This is a genomic window from Nitrospirillum amazonense (genome assembly GCF_029594735.1).
Classification (GTDB): Bacteria; Pseudomonadota; Alphaproteobacteria; order Azospirillales; family Azospirillaceae; genus Nitrospirillum; species Nitrospirillum amazonense.
This window is the reverse complement of sequence record NZ_JARPAF010000002.1, coordinates 1,904,997-1,920,286: the sequence shown is the minus strand read 5'-3', so window position 1 is coordinate 1,920,286 and position 15,290 is coordinate 1,904,997. Positions and strand designations below refer to the sequence as shown.

Genomic DNA, 15,290 nt, shown 5'->3' with positions numbered 1-15,290 from the left:
TTCGATTTGCGTGACGACAACTAAAAATGAGGAATATTATGGCTTCAGTGACCCAGGATGGGGTGTCCTACACCTTAAATTCGGCTGATCCTACGGTTTTTGTTTCTGGAAACAACGACTATATTAGATCTGATAGTGGGTCGGTGATTTTCAATAGGAGTGCGTCTCATGGAAACATTACGATTGCTGGATCAAATGACAGTATAACGGACAATTATGTACTGAATACAATAACAATATCTGGATCAAATGATACGATAAGTGCCAGCACTGATTATATCTATCTCTCGAATTATATTAGTGACATAAATTCCATTACCGTTCTTGGGGACAATTCGGTATATGGTCAATTATCTAGCGGTGGAGATACAATTAAATTCGGTAGGCTTTCTAATCAAGTAAATCAAGGATCGATTGCCTACCAGACGTTCACTGGTGGCGGCGACAATCTTATTTTGTCGAATTCGGTCGCGTTGACCGTGAATGCTCTGGTGGGGAATTCTGCCGGAAACAAAATAACCATGGGTTCCTATGATACACTTTATCTGAATTCTAGTGGCAATACCATTTCCCTTACGGGTGGAAATTCTACGGTCAATCTAAGTTCTGGCGTTTCCGGGAACACAGTCAAAGTCCAAACAACAACGGGCAGCGGCACCGTTACTGTCAATGGAGCAGGGACCCTCAACTCCATCGCTGCCAGCAGCGGTACAATTGCGACCAGCGGTACAGTGACTGTCAACGACTCTGGCAACATTCTGTGGTTAGCTGGTGCGCAGGCGACGTTGAGCGGCATTGCCGCTAATCTCACCCTCAATGCCACTGCGGCCACCACTGTTTTGACCGTTACGGACACTGGCAAGGCCTTTACTGTGGGCGGCGGAAATCAGGTGTCGCTGATCGGCAGTAGCGAGACGGTGACGATGAATAGCGGCACGCTCGTTAACAGCAGTGGCAGCAACACCTTGGTGGCCAGCGGCAGCAGCACACTTATCGCTGCGGCGGGCACGTCGGTGCTGGTTGGTTCCGGCAGCGGGGCGACGCTCAAGGTGACTGGCGGTTCGGCCAAGGTCCGTTATGACGCCAGCAATATGACCATTAATCTATCGACTGGTCATGCGACGGCTTCCAACTCCTCCACGTCGGATGCCCTCATCGGCATCAGCAGTGTGATCGTAAATGGCGGCACCGACACCATTACTCTGGGCGCCAGCCAGTCGGCTACCCTCTCTGGTAGTGGCAACTCAGTCAGCGCGGCAAACGGCGCCAACGTTACGATTGCGGGGGGCGGCTATCAAAACACCGCCAACGAAGTGACTCTTTCCAACGGCATCATGGCCTTGACCGTGGACGCACGGGCCAACTTGACAGGCTCCGGCAACCATGTGAGCTCTGGCAGCAACGACAATGTCGGTGTAACAGGTGACAACAATACGCTGACCGCCACTGGCAGCGGCGACGGGTTTTGGATCACCGGCAGCAATGACAAGGTCATTGTTCAAGGCACCCAAGCCCAAATCAATGGCAACAGTGTTGCCATTTCGCTCTCGGCCAATGCCAGCGCCACGCTGAACGGCAACGGCAACACCGTCACGATGGCTTCTGGTAGCGCGCTGCACATCACCGGCGGTGGCCGAGTCGCGTCCACCAATACCGTCACCCTGTCCAGTAGCACGGTGACCCTTGATCAGGACAGCCGTGCCGACCTGACGGGCAGTGCAAATCAGGTCACAATCACCGGGACGGTGAATGTCGCTGTGAGTGGAACCCAAAACACCATCACATCGACGGCCTCCGGCAGCGGCATCTACGTTGGAGGTGCCGCCAGTGGCGGTTCGACGGTAACAGTTAGCGACACCGGCGGCAGCAACACCATTTATGTATACGCCAACACGCAAAGTGCGGTGGATGTTCTGACCGTCACCGGCAACGGTGACATCATCAACATGAACAGCAACTGGAACCTGACGCTGTCCGGCAGTGGCAATACCGTGGGTATGATTGCGGGTGAGACGATATCCATCACTGGCGGGGGCGAATTCGCGACTGCCAATACCGTTACACTTTCCAACGGCACCTTGATCCTGGGGCAACACGCACGGGCCAACTTGACAGGCTCCGGCAACCATGTGACATCGGGCAGCAATAACAATGTCGGTGTGGCAGGTGACAACAACACGCTGACCGCCACGGGCAGCGGCGATGGATTTTGGATCACCGGCAGCAATGACACGGTCATTGTCCAAAGCACCCAGGCTCAAATCAATGGCAGCAATGTCGCCATTTCGCTGTGGGCCAATGCCAGCGCCACGCTGAACGGCAACGGCAACACTGTCACGATGGCCTCGGGCAGCGCGCTGCACATCACCGGCGGTGGCTGGGTGGCAGCCACCAATACCGTCACCCTGTCCAGTAGCACGGTGACCCTGGATCAGGATAGCCGGGCCGACCTGACGGGTGATGCCAACCAGGTCACCATCACCGGGACAGTGAATGTCGCTGTCAGCGGAACTCAAAACACCATCGCGGCGACGGCCTCCGGCAGCGGCATCTTCGTTGGTGGTGCCGCTGGTGGCGGCTCGACGGTTACCGTTAGCGACACCGGCGGCGGCAATACCATTTATGTGTACGCCAACACGCAAAGTACGGTGGATGTTCTGACCGTCACCGGCAACGGCGACACCATCAACATGAACAGCAACTGGAAGCTGACGCTGTCGGGCAGTGGCAATACCGTGGGTATGATTGCGGGTGAGACGATATCCATCACCGGCGGGGGCGAGTTCGCGACTGCCAATACCGTTACACTTTCCAACGGCACCTTGATCCTGGGGCAGCACGCACGGGCCAATCTGACCGGTTCCGGCAATCAGGTGACGCTGGGGAACAACGACAATCTCGGTGTGGATGGCAGCCATAACGTTCTGACGGCTACGGGTTCTGGTGACGGACTCTGGATCAGTGGTGCCAGCAACACGGCCAATATCAGCAATGGCTCTGTCTTTGTGGGCGGCTCACAGACGGCGATCAACGGGGATAACAATGCTATCACGCTCTATGCGGGTGTCGGCGCGACGGTAAGCGGTAAAAATGAGCTCATCTCCACCGTAGGCGCCAACACCACCGTCGCCCTCTCCACCAACGGCGTCGGCCCCAGCGGTGAACTGGATCTGTTTGTGACCCATGACCAAGTCTGGCTGCAGCAGTCGGGCAATGACCTGATTATTGATCAAGTTAATGGAACCCAGGACGTGACATTGAAGGACTGGTTCCTTCAAAGTCCTGGTGGGACCTATGATCATCAGGTCGCCACGATCAAGGCCAGCGACGGCGTCACGCTATCCAGCGCAAGCATCACCAACTTGTTCAGCACCTCTCACACCGGGGCCAGCGACAGCGTGCTGCTCAACTCCTGGAAGTCCTGACGGTTGGGCGGCTCCCCGAGATGTCTGGGGGCCGCCCATCCTCCACAGGCTGAAAACCAAAACGCCCGGACGGAGACTCCCGTCCGGGCGCTCGCCTAAGCTTTCAGCCGGCGCTTAAACGTCCAGGTCCTGCGCGAACTTGGCGTTTTCCTGGATGAACTTGAAGCGCAGCTCCGGTTTGCGGCCCATCAGGCTTTCCACCAGGCTGGCGGTGTTTTCCGCGTCGTCCTTCTGCTCGGGGTCGCGGACGTCCGGCACGGTCACGCGCAGCAGGGTGCGGCGCGCCGGATCCATGGTGGTTTCCTTCAACTGGCTGGGCTGCATCTCGCCCAGGCCTTTGAAGCGGCTGATCTCCACCTTCTGGTTGGCCTTGAACACGCTCGCCAACAGCTCGTCCTTGTGGGCGTCGTCGCGGGCGTAGCGGACGTTGCTGCCCTGGGACAGGCGGTACAGCGGGGGCAGGGCCAGGAACAGGTTGCCGTTCTCGATCAGCGCCGGCATCTCGCGGTAGAAGAAGGTCATCAGCAGCGAGGCGATGTGGGCGCCGTCGACATCGGCGTCCGTCATGATGACGATGCGCTCGTAGCGCAGCCGCTCGGCAGAGAACTCCTTGCCGGCGCCGCAGCCCAGGGCCTGCACCAGGTCGCTCAGTTCCTGGTTGCCGCGCAGCTTGTCCGTGCTGGCCGAGGCCACGTTCAGGATCTTACCGCGCAGGGGCAGGATGGCCTGGGTCTCGCGGTTGCGCGCCTGCTTGGCGCTGCCGCCGGCGCTGTCACCTTCGACGATGAAGATCTCGGTGCCTTCGGAGCTTTGGCGCGAGCAGTCGGCCAGCTTGCCGGGCAGGCGCAGGCGGCGGGTGGGGGCCTTGCGCGCCATGTCCTTGGCGGCGCGGCGCCGCGCCCGCTCCTCCGCCTTTTCCACCAGGCGGTCCAGCAGCACCTTGGCGGCGTCAGGGGACGCCGACAGCCAGTGGTCGAAATGGTCCTTGATGGCCGCCTCGGTCAGGCGCACGGCCTCCGCACTCACCAGCTTTTCCTTGGTCTGGCCTTGGAATTGCGGATCGCGGATGAAGACAGACAGCAGGATGGTGGCGCCGTCCACCACGTCCTCGGCCGTCAGGGACGGGCCCTTGCGGTTGCCCACCAGCTCGCCATAGCCTTTCAGGCCGCGCGTCAGCGCCTGGCGCAGACCCTGCTCATGGGTGCCGCCCTGGGGGGTGGGGATAGTGTTGCAATAGGTATGGCTGAAGCCCTCGTCATCCTCGGGCCAGGCCACGGCCCATTCCACCCGGCCGGCCTGGTTGGGGAAGTCGGCCTGGCCGGCGAAGGCGGTGGGGGTGACGGTGCGCCGGTCCTTCAGGGCCGACATCAGATAGTCCAGCAGCCCGTTGGGGAAGTGCAGGGTCTCCGCCGCCGGCACGGGGCTGTCGTCGGCCAGCAGCGAGGGATCGCAGCTCCACCGGATTTCCACGCCCCGGAACAGATAGGCCTTGGACCGCGCCATACGGTACAGCCGCTCCGCCTTGAAATGCGCGCCTTCGCCGAAAATCTGGGCGTCGGGGTGGAAGCGCACCAGGGTGCCGCGGCGGTTGTTCACCGGGCCGGCGTTCACCAAGGGCGTCAGGGGCGCGCCGCGGCTGTAGCTTTGCGTGTACAGCGTGCGGTCCCGCGCCACCTCCACCGTCAGCTGGTCGGTCAGCGCGGTCACGACGGACAGGCCCACACCGTGCAGGCCGCCGGAGGTGGCGTAGACCTTGCCGCTGAACTTGCCGCCGGAATGCAGGGTGGTGAGGATGACCTCCAGCGCCGACTTGCCCGGGTATTTCGGGTGGTCGTCCACCGGGATGCCGCGGCCGTTGTCGCGGATGGACACGGTGCCGTCGGCCGCCAGTTCCAGGTCGATGCGGGTGGCGTGGCCGGCCACCGCCTCATCCATGGCGTTGTCCAGCACCTCGGCCACCAGATGGTGCAGGGCGCGTTCGTCGGTGCCGCCGATGTACATGCCAGGGCGGCGGCGGACAGGCTCCAGCCCCTCCAGGACCTCGATGTCCTGGGCGGAATAGCTGTCTTGCTTGCGGGCGGTATTCTGAAACAGGTCGCTCATACCCCATTATAGGAGTGGGCGTCGCCGCAGTTCAAGGACCGGGGCTGCGGATCGACCCCGATAACCACCACATTTTGTAAGGATGGCCACGGCACCCTCCCACATCGGGGGTCCTGTGGTCCGGAGCATGAACAATGAACGACCAACCGCCCGCCCCCGATTTCTCCACGGCGCCGGCGCTGCGCACCTTCGCCATGCCGGCAGACACCAACGCCAACGGCGACATCTTCGGCGGCTGGGTGCTGTCGCAGATGGATCTCGCCGGCGCCGCCAAGGCCGTGCGGCGGGCGCGTGGCAGGGTGGCGACGGTGGGCATCGAGGCCATGAAGTTCTACCGCCCGGTGGCCGTTGGCGATGAGCTGAACTGCTACACCGAGATCCTGGCCGTTGGCCGCACCTCCCTCCGCGTGCGCATCGACACCTGGGTGCGCCGGGGCGCCACGGGCGAGGCGGTGCATGTGACCGAAGGCGTCTTCACCTACGTCGCCATCGGCGAAGACGGCCGTCCTCGCCCGGTCGAGGCGGAGTGATTTAACTCCCGGGCCAGCAAAATCACCCCCAGCAAAAGCACCCCTAGGCCCTGACCGGGGCCGCCGCAGCGAGCACCGCCGTATACGGGAAAGGGGCGCGCAGCGAGGATAGCCAAGGGGCGGATGCCCCGCCGGCGCCTGAGGCAAACGAACAAACGAAAACAGGCCCGTTCCGATACGGAACGGGCCTGTGAACGCTAGGCCAAAGCCCCGACGAAGTGCTTAGTTGCCCTTCGGGGGTTCGGTCGTGGAGGGCTCCGGCGTGGCCGGGGCCGGGGTGGCGTCGGACGGGGCCGGCGCCGGGGTGGCGGTGCTGTCAGCCGGGGCGGCGGCCGGCGGTTCGGCGGCGGGCGCCGCAGGGGCGGCAGCCGGGGCTTCGGTCTTGGCAGGGGCCGGGGCGTCGTGCTTGTCGCAGGCAGCCAGGCCAACCAACAGAACCGGGGCGAGCATCAGGGCTTTAAAGCGCATATTCCTCTCCTTCTATGCGTCTTTACGCGCGGATTGGTTCCGCACGTCTTGACGTCGTGGCCGGAGGCTCCCGAGCCACGACAATGATTTTGCAGCACCTTCCGGCGGAATTAAGGCAACGCGGCCGGCCAATGCGGGAAACCGTGCCGGCGCGTTAACCACGACGGAACGCTACCGCCTTGATAACACGCCAGTCTGGACATCATTCCAAGCAGGAATTCGTCCTAAGCCTTTTTGACCCGGGGGCGGGCGCCACTCAACGGGGATTTCCGTCTAGTCCTTGGGTGCGGCAAGCCGCCGCAACGCCAAGTCCAGGGCCGACTTCAACTGTCCCGCCGAATATGGCTTTTGCACGAAGCCCAACGGATAGGTCAGGCTGGCCCGGGCCATGGTCTGCTCGTCCGTGTAGGCCGATAGGAAGACCGATCGCAGGCTGAATTCGTTTCTGAGTCGCCGGGCCGTGTCGATTCCATCCACCGTGCCCTTCAGGCGGATGTCCATGAGGGCCAAGTCGGGATGGCTGCTGGCGGCCAGCGCGATGGCTTCGGGTTCCGACGCCGCGATGCCGCAGACATAATAGCCCAGATCCTCGACCGTCAGGCGAATGCCCAAGGCCACCAGGGCGTCATCCTCCACGATCATCAAACGGACTGCGGCGTCATCGCCGTTGTCGGCGTCCCGGTTGATTTCTGCCTGACTCATGCTTCCCCTGACTGGTCATCCCCAACGCGATGCCTTGTGGAAGCCGCCCCCCGGCGTGCGCCCCACGCATATCCTCATGCCCAGGCCTAATGGCCAGGTCAGGACCCAAGGCCCCATTGCAACACTGTTCCTTCAGTAGGTACAGCAAGCCATGAGCCTAAACAATTCAGCCAGATGATCGAAACTTTCGGGGTTACACTTTAGGGATTATTGCTTTTGTCCCGGCGTTGGCGTTTGGGGCGGCGGGCCGGACCGCTGGGCCGCGCACAGGCGGATGCGCTCCACCGCCTGATCCACCGTGCGCCCGCCGCCCTCCAGCTCGGCGGCCATGGGCCGGAAGTAGCCCTCCACCTGGTCCGCCGCCGTGGCGCTGCACAACCCCTCCAGCGGCAGGGTCAGCGCGCCCAAGGTGGCGGAGGAACCGCGGGCGCGCAGATGGGCCATATTGGCCTGAACCCAGGCCCAATAGGCGGGAACGTGACTGGATTCGCGCCCCTGGCCGCGAATCAGCATGTTGACCTCGTTCAGTTTCAGCCAAGGCGCGAACACCATGTCGCGCACCTCCGCCGCCAGGGTGGGGTCGATCACGCGGTTCAAGGCGTCCAGCGCCATTTCCCGCTCTTCCGCGTCGGTGGAGGATCGCAGCTGATCGACCAGGCCGTTGATGTAGGGACGCCCCAGTTCCTGGGCCAGGACCGTCATGCCCGTGGCCCGTATCTCCGCCGGCGGCTGGGTATCGGACTCCCGCATCAAAGCCATCAAGCGGGCCCGGACGTCCTCGTCCCGCAGTTCCAGCGCCAGGAAAGCCACCAGCCTGTCGCGCAGCAGGGCGGTGTTTTCCGGCGCCACCCGGTCCAGCTTGCCCGGTATCAGCCCCACGCGGGCCAGCACCGGCCGCCAGGCCTGCAGCAGGAACAGGCGCAGGGCGGCGCGGTCGCTGTCGGTCGGCGCCTGCTCCAGCAACTGCTTCAGCCGGGGGAAGGGCGCGGAAGCCACGTCCCAGGCCGGCACGGTGGCCAGGCTGACGGCGGCGGTGAGGTACAGCGACTGGGGTTGGTGGCCGGCCGCGACTTCGCCCCACAGGCTTTCCAGCAGGGCCAGTTGCTCCGCCGCCGGCAGGCGCGGCAGCACAGCCAGCAGCCGGCGCCAGTGTTCGGTCGTCAGCGACAGTCGGAAATAGCCGCTGCCGGTGGCGTTGGGGATCAGAACCGCCGGGCAGGCGGATTGGTTGAGGGGCAGGGCCTGGCGCGCGGCGGTCACCATCATGCAGGTGGTGGCGCCGCCCGCGCCCGGCCGCACGCACAGGGGCAGGGTCCAGTGCGCCGCCGTCGCGGCCTCGGAACCCAGGGGGCGGTAGCGGCGCTGGGCCGTCAGAACCTGCAGCCCGGTGCGGGGGCAGGTCCAGCCCAGCGACAGGCGCGGCACGCCCGGCAGGTTGATGTAGGAGCGCAAGGAGTCGACCAGCACCGGGTCATGCACCGTGTCGGCCAGGGCGCCGAAGAAATCCTGGGCCGTCGCCACGCCGTCGATATGGCGGCGCAGGTGCGTTGCCACCGCCTTGCGGAAGGCGTCGGGGCCGATATAGCCCTCCATCATCGACAGCACGCCGGCCCCCTTGCGGTAGGTGATGTTGTCGAAGGCGGTTTCGATGTCGCTGGTGGTGGCGATAGGCTGGTGGATGGTGCGGGTGGAGGCCAGGGAGTCCAGATCCATGGCCTCCAGCGCCTCCTGCTCCACCACGCGGGCGGTCAGCATGCGCGGCTGCCAGGCATCCACCGCCTTGGGTGCCAGCCAGCTCGCGAACGCCTCGTTCAGCCAGATGTCCTCCCAGCCGGCCGGCGTCACCAGGTCGCCGAACCATTGGTGGGCGATTTCATGGGCGTGCAGCACCAGGAAGCGGCGGCGCGCGTCCACCGTGTCATCGGCCTTCACCAGCAGGCGCTGCTCGCTATAGATGATGGTGCCGGCGTTCTCCATGCCGACGGCGTCGAAGTCGGGGGCCGCGATCAGGTCCAGCTTGCCGTACGCGTAGGGGATGCCGAAGTAGCGTTCCATCGTCAGGAACAGGCCGGGCGTGACCGACAGGGCATAGGCCAGGCGCGGGCCCTTGCCGTGCAGGGCCACGCCGCGCAGAGGGATGGGCCGGCGGCGGGCGCCGCTGGGCGGAATGGTCGGGCCCTTCACGATGTCCAGCGGCCCCACGGCGAAGGCCAGCAGGTAGGTGGGCAAGGGCCGGGTGGGCGCGAAGGTCAGGCGCCGGCCGCCGCCGGGCACCGCCTCCTCCCGCACGGGCAGGGTGTTGGTCACCGCCTCATCCCCCGCCTTCACCGTCAGCGTGATGTCATAGGGCGTCTTGAAGCGCGGCTCGTCGAAGCAGGGCCAGGCCTGGCGGGCGCTGATGGCTTCGAACTGGCTGAAGGCGTAGTTCAGCCCCTTCTCGCTGACGCGGTAGAGGCCATCCAGCGAAGGGTCGAAGGGGGCGGTGTAGGTGAAGCGCAGGGTCAGGGTCTGCGGCGCCAGCGACCGGGGGAAGCCCATGCGGGCCACGCCGTCCGGTGTCACTTGGTCCCAGGTGGCGGGCAGATGCTCCCCTGCCGCCGTCACCACCTCAGCGGACGCCATGTCCAGGTCGCGGCCGTTCAGCCAGATATGGTCCGCCGCCTTGCTCAGCGCGACCTTGATCTCCACTTGGCCGGAATATTCGGTCTGGTCCGGGTCTATGGTCAGGTTCAGGCGGTAGCGCAAGGGGCGCGCCGTATCGGGCAGGCGCACGGTGGGCACCACCTCTTCCGTATCGCCCTGCGCCTTCAAGGGCTTGGGCTTGGCCGCCCAGGCGTCGGCCCGGGGCGGCAGCAGGGCCGCGAGGACCAGGGCCAGGAACAGGACCGTGAGGCGGGGCAGGGCGGGCAAGGTGGTCGGTGTTTCCTGGCTGGGCGGTCGTCGAGTGCCGCGCACTATGACCGTGAGGTTCCACAGCGCGCAACGTCCCGATGCGGCTAGGGCTTCGGGAAAGGGGTGGCACCCGCGCATGGTCATGCAAGCGACGCTGTTCCCGTGTAGGGTGTCGCGACTTTAACGGACCGAAGGCTTGGAAATATGCGGTGCTGGGCGCGTGCGGCGGCGATTGCGGTGATGGCCGGAATGGCGTGGACGGGGGCGGCGCGGGCAGCGGAGCCCACGATGCCGGCTGCCAAGCCGCTGGTCTATAGACAGCCCCTGCGCGACAAGCTGTTCTATGGCTTGAGTCTGCTGTCCCGCGACCCGCAGGCGCTGGCGGCCGTGGCGACCGCGCCGGAACTGAACCGCCTGGCGGCGGAGCGCCGTGCCCGGGCGCGCGGGGCGATAGAGGCCTGTGGCGGCGACACCGGCTGTTACATCCGCGGCTTCGACTGGTCGGACGCGGAGGTGGCGGCCGCCGGCCAGGCTTTGGCATCCGCCCTGAAGACACGTCCGGAGGCCGCGCGACGTCTGGCGGCTGCCCTGGACGCCAGCGGCCTCTACCCGGCGATGCCGGGCCAGGACGCCGACGTGGTCGTCCGCGCCTGGACCCAGGCCGCGACCACCGCCCACCACATTCTGGTGGTCTACGGCCTTGGCGAGAAATCACGAGGCCCTGCCATCGACGGCCCCGCCTATGACGTGGCCACGCCGGCCTATGGCACGCTGGTGAAAAGTGCGGTCTCCGTCCTGGTGGATGGTCTGGTGGACGACAGCCCGTTCTTTGAGCCGACCGAGGCCTTCGCCCTGCTGCTGTTGCAGATCAATCGCCGGGATGAGGCCGGTCGGTTCGAGCCCATGGAGGCGGGCGAGAACAAGGCGGCGGTGGCCCGCCTGAAGACCGTCCACTGGGCCAACTATCCCTATACCGCCCTGGTGGTGCCGGGCTATGGGCCGGAGACGGCGGGCGTGGCCCTGTCGGCGCCCGGCCTGTTGCGGGTGCAGCTGGCGGCCAGGCGCTGGCATGACGGCAAGGCGCCGGTCATCATCGTCAGCGGCGGGAACGTCCATCCCAACCAGACGCCCTATAATGAGGCGCTAGAGATGAAGAAGGCCCTGGTCCAGGACTATGGCGTACCGGCCGACGCCATCCTGGTGGAGCCGCACGCCCGCCACACCACCACCAATGTGCGCAATGCCGACCGCCTGATCTATCGCTACGGCATACCCATGGACCGCAAGGCCCTGGTGGTCACCGACATCGGCCAAAGCAGCTACATCACCGAGGACCGCTTCGCCACCCGCAACCAGGAGGACCTGGGCTATGTCCCCTTCACCGGGCTGGAGCGGGTGTCGCCCTTCGACGTGGCCTATCTGCCCACCCTGTCGGCCCTGACGCTGGATGCCGGCGACCCGCTGGATCCCTGAAGCGCATCAGCCCTGCTTTCCCGCTGCTGGCTAACAATCCAACGACGGCTATGGTGTGCGCGCAATTAAACTGCGCCAGCATTGAGCCCGGCGAATAATAGGGAACTGTATCATGGGTAGGCAGAAGGTTGAGGTGGCGTCCGCCTGGGGCGAGGCCATTGGCTATTCGCGGGCGGTCAAGGCCGGCGACCTGATTTTCGTGTCCGGCACCACCGCCAGCGGCGGCCCGGACGGCAAGGCCTTCCACCCCGGCGATGCCGGCGGCCAGGCCAAGGTGATCCTGGAGCGCATCGTGGCCGCCCTGGCCGAGCTGGGCGCCGGGCCCGAGCATGTGGTGGAGACCCGCATCTATCTGACCGACATGGCGACTTGGCAGGATGTGGGCCGTGCCCACGGCGCCGTCTTCGGCGGGGCCAAGCCCGCCACCACCATCGTGCAGGTGGGGCCGCTGATCTCGCCCGACCTGCTGGTGGAGATCAGCGCCACGGCCTCGTTGGCGCCGTAAGGCTGGTGCGGGGCATGGCGCTGACCGTCAGGCAGGAGGGCCCGGATGACGCCGCCGCCATCGCGGCGGCGGTGCGGCGGGCTTACGCCGACGTGCCCTACAGCGATCATCGTGAGCATCTGATGATCGCCCGCCTGCGCGGCAGCGCCGCCTGGATACCGGCGCTGTCGCTGCTGGCGGAGGAGGACGGCCGGGTGGTGGGGCACATCTTGCTGACCCGGGCCGCCATACGCGGGGCCCGAGGCTCCACCCCGACCTTGGCCCTGGCGCCCCTGTCCGTCGTGCCGGAATGGCGGGGGCGTGGCGTGGGCGGCCGGCTGGTGAGGGCGGCACACCAGCGGGCGCGGGACTTGGGCTATGGCTCCGTCGTCCTGGTCGGCATCCCGGACTATTATCCCCGCTTCGGTTACCGGCCCATGGCGGATCATGCCATCGCCGTGCCCTTCACGGTGCCGGCGCGGAACTGCATGGTCCTGGCACTGACGCCCGATGGCCTGAGCGGCGTGGAGGGCATGGTGCAGTACGCGCCGGAATGGATGGACGGCTGAGGGACGGGCTAGCGACCGCTAGCGTCCATACTGGACAGCGACACGGTCACCGCCGATAGTTGGGCCACAATAATCTGGGAGGCCCGCCCGTGACTGGTACTGAAACCATCGCCCACCGCATCTGCCCGCTGTGCGAGGCGTGCTGCGGCCTGGAGGTCACGCTGGTGGACGGCGCCGTCACCCGCATCCGGGGGCACGAGGCGGACGTGTTCAGCCACGGCTACATCTGCCCCAAGGGTGTCGCGCTCAAGGATTTGCATGAGGACCCCGACCGGCTGCGCACGCCGCTGATCAAGCGCGACGGCCGCTTCGTTGAGGCCACGTATGAAGAGGCCTTTGCCGAGATCGAGCGGCGGCTGACGCCTCTGCTGGAAGCCCACGGCCGGGACGCGGCGGCGACCTACATCGGCAACCCCGCCGCCCATAAGATGGGCCTGCTGCTCTATACGCCGGTGCTGGCGCGGGCGCTGGGCACGCGCAACATCTACTCCGCCTCCACCCTGGACCAGATGCCCAAGCAGCTGTCCAGCGGCCTGATGTTCGGCCATTGGCTGAGCATTCCCGTGCCGGATATCGAGCGCACCAAGCTCATGGTCATCCTGGGGGGCAACCCCATGGCGTCCAACGGCAGCCTGTGGACGGTGCCCGACTTCCGCGGCAAGGCCCTGGACCTTAAGGCGCGCGGCGGCCGGCTGGTGGTGATCGACCCCCGTCGGACGGAGACGGCGGCCCTGGCCGATGCGCACCACTTCATCCGCCCCGGTAGCGACGTCTTCCTGCTGGCGGCCCTGGTCCACACCCTGTTCGCCGAGGACCTGGTGCGGTTGGGCCGCCTGGCCGACCATGTGAATGGTGTCGAGGAACTGCGTGCGGCCGTGGCGCCTTTCACGCCCGAGCGGGCTGCCGCCCATACCGCCATCCCGGCCGACATTATCCGGGCCCTGGCGCGGGACCTGGCAACCCAGGAACCGGCGGTGCTGTACGGCCGCATCGGCACCTGCACCCAGGAATTCGGCACCCTGGCCAGCTGGTTGGTGGACGTCGTCAACGTCCTGACCGGTAATCTGGATGCGCCCGGCGGGGCGATGTTCCCCAAGGCCGCCGCCTTCGCCGCCAACACGGTGGGGAAGGGCGGCACGGGGCGCGGCGTGCCGCTGGGCCGCCGCCGCTCCCGCGTGTCGAACGCGCCGGAGGTGTATGGCGAGCTGCCCGTGGGGTGCCTGGCGGAGGAGATCGAGACGCCGGGCGAGGGCCAGGTGCGCGCCCTGTTCACCGTGGCCGGCAACCCCGTCCTGTCCTCCCCCAACGGTGACCAATTGGCGCGCGCCCTGGACCAGCTGGGCCTGATGGTCAGTGTCGACATCTACCTGAACGAGACGACCCGCCATGCCGACGTCATCCTGCCCGGCGTGTCGCCCTTCCAGGACAGCCACTACGACGTGGCCTTCCCCCAGCTGTCCTATCGCAACCACGCCCGCTACAGCCCGGCGCTGCTGCCCCGGGGCGAGGGTGTTTTGGCGGAATGGCAGGTGCTGCTGAAGCTGGCGGCCATCGCGGAAGGCAAGGGCGCCGACGCCGACCCGGCGGCCTTGGACGACGCCATGGTGGCGGCGGAGGTGGGGCGCTGGGCGGGGGAACACACCGCCGCCGTCCTGGCCGCCGTGTCGCGCTGGACGGGGCCGGAACGCCTGCTGGATCTGGCCCTGCGCGGTGGGCCCTATGGCGATGGCTTCGGCGCCAAGCCGGCCGGCCTGACCCTGGCCAAGGTGACGGACAGCGTGGGCGGCATCGACCTGGGCGCCCTGCAGCCCCGCATCCCGGAGGTGCTGCGCACCCCCAGCGGCCGCGTCGAGTTGGCGCCCGACATCCTGGTGGCGGACCTGGCCCGCGCTGTGGCGGCGCTGGATCAGTTGGCACCGGATCTCGTCATCATCGGACGACGCGACCTGCGCTCCAACAACAGCTGGATGCACAACCTGCCCATCCTGGCCAAGGGACCGTTCCGCTGCACGGTGCTGGTGCACCCGGACGACGCCCGCCGCCACGGCGTGGTGCACGGCGGCAGGGCCCGCCTGTCCCGCGCCGGCCGGGCGATCGAGGTGCAGGTTGTCGTCAGCGCCGACATGATGCCTGGCGTCGTCAGTCTGCCCCACGGCTGGGGCCACGACGCCGATGGCGCCCGCCTGGGCCTGGCCAGCCAGCGCCCGGGCGCCAACCTGAACGCCCTGCTGGACGAGACCCTGCGCGACCCGCTGTCCGGCAACGCTGTGCTGAGCGGTGTGGCCGTGACGCTGGAACCGGCGCCGCTGCCGGCGGTGCAGGCGGCTGAGTAGGTGAGGGGCGCGCCCATGCACACCACCCAGCTGACCAAAGTCGGAAACTCCACTGCCATCATCATTCCACGCGACGTGCTGACGGAGGTGCGCCTGGATCGGGGTGATGAGGTCACGCTGTTGGTGCGAGACGGGCGCATTGAAATCGTCAAATGCAACGACGACTGCAGCAAAGCCATGGGGGCTGGCCGGGCATTTTCAACTAGGTATCGTCGCGCCATGGCTGTGCTGGCCAAGTGACGGGACTGATTTTCCCGCCTATCGAATCGATCATCGATCTATATGCGGAATTGCTGACGGAGCATGTCAGC

The 15,290-nt window shown here is 65.8% G+C and carries 11 protein-coding genes; 7 read left to right on the top strand and 4 right to left on the bottom strand.

Annotated features, from left to right (window positions below; all coding sequences use genetic code 11):
* The first annotated feature begins 38 nt into the window (after positions 1-38).
* Positions 39-3,425, top strand: a complete 3,387-nt coding sequence (locus P5F91_RS14805) for a beta strand repeat-containing protein (RefSeq protein WP_277907517.1) — start codon at positions 39-41, stop codon at positions 3,423-3,425.
* A gap of 114 nt (positions 3,426-3,539) precedes the next feature.
* Here the strand turns inward: P5F91_RS14805 and parE are convergent, their stop codons facing one another.
* The gene (gene parE / locus P5F91_RS14800) at positions 3,540-5,528 is read right to left on the bottom strand and encodes a DNA topoisomerase IV subunit B (protein ID WP_145609235.1); all 1,989 of its coding nucleotides are present in this window, start codon (positions 5,526-5,528) and stop codon (positions 3,540-3,542) included.
* Positions 5,529-5,662: 134 nt separating this feature from the next.
* On the opposite strand from parE, the gene P5F91_RS14795 reads away from it, so the two are divergent.
* On the top strand, positions 5,663-6,058 hold the full coding sequence (locus P5F91_RS14795; RefSeq protein ID WP_145609236.1) for an acyl-CoA thioesterase: 396 nt from the start codon (positions 5,663-5,665) through the stop codon (positions 6,056-6,058).
* Between the two features lie 222 nt (positions 6,059-6,280).
* On the opposite strand, the gene P5F91_RS14790 is transcribed toward P5F91_RS14795, so the two are convergent.
* From P5F91_RS14790 to P5F91_RS14780, 3 genes are all read right to left on the bottom strand, one after another.
* Entirely contained in the window at positions 6,281-6,526 is a 246-nt protein-coding gene (locus P5F91_RS14790) for a hypothetical protein (protein ID WP_088871635.1), read from the bottom strand.
* Positions 6,527-6,799: 273 nt separating this feature from the next.
* Positions 6,800-7,228, bottom strand: coding sequence for a response regulator (locus P5F91_RS14785; RefSeq protein ID WP_145609237.1), 429 nt, complete (start codon positions 7,226-7,228; stop codon positions 6,800-6,802).
* Between the two features lie 207 nt (positions 7,229-7,435).
* Positions 7,436-10,138 carry a M1 family metallopeptidase gene (locus P5F91_RS14780; RefSeq protein ID WP_277907516.1) on the bottom strand — a complete coding sequence of 901 codons (2,703 nt, stop codon included), beginning with the start codon at positions 10,136-10,138 and terminating at the stop codon, positions 7,436-7,438.
* Positions 10,139-10,408: 270 nt separating this feature from the next.
* Here P5F91_RS14780 and P5F91_RS14775 point away from each other — a divergent pair, with 270 nt between their 5' ends.
* The 5 genes from P5F91_RS14775 to P5F91_RS14755 all read left to right on the top strand — a co-directional run bounded on the left by P5F91_RS14775 (position 10,409) and on the right by P5F91_RS14755 (position 15,219).
* Complete coding sequence (locus P5F91_RS14775) at positions 10,409-11,593, top strand: YdcF family protein (protein ID WP_145609239.1); 1,185 nt, start codon at positions 10,409-10,411, stop codon at positions 11,591-11,593.
* A 112-nt stretch (positions 11,594-11,705) separates the two neighbouring features.
* Positions 11,706-12,098 (top strand): RidA family protein, encoded by a 393-nt coding sequence (locus P5F91_RS14770; protein ID WP_004272210.1) that lies wholly within the window; start codon positions 11,706-11,708, stop codon positions 12,096-12,098.
* A 14-nt stretch (positions 12,099-12,112) separates the two neighbouring features.
* On the top strand, positions 12,113-12,646 hold the full coding sequence (locus tag P5F91_RS14765; protein WP_277907515.1) for a GNAT family N-acetyltransferase: 534 nt from the start codon (positions 12,113-12,115) through the stop codon (positions 12,644-12,646).
* A gap of 89 nt (positions 12,647-12,735) precedes the next feature.
* On the top strand, positions 12,736-14,979 hold the full coding sequence (locus P5F91_RS14760) for a molybdopterin-dependent oxidoreductase (protein WP_277907514.1): 2,244 nt from the start codon (positions 12,736-12,738) through the stop codon (positions 14,977-14,979).
* Positions 14,980-14,994: 15 nt separating this feature from the next.
* Entirely contained in the window at positions 14,995-15,219 is a 225-nt protein-coding gene (locus P5F91_RS14755) for an AbrB/MazE/SpoVT family DNA-binding domain-containing protein (protein ID WP_277907513.1), read from the top strand.
* Positions 15,220-15,290 lie beyond the last annotated feature (71 nt).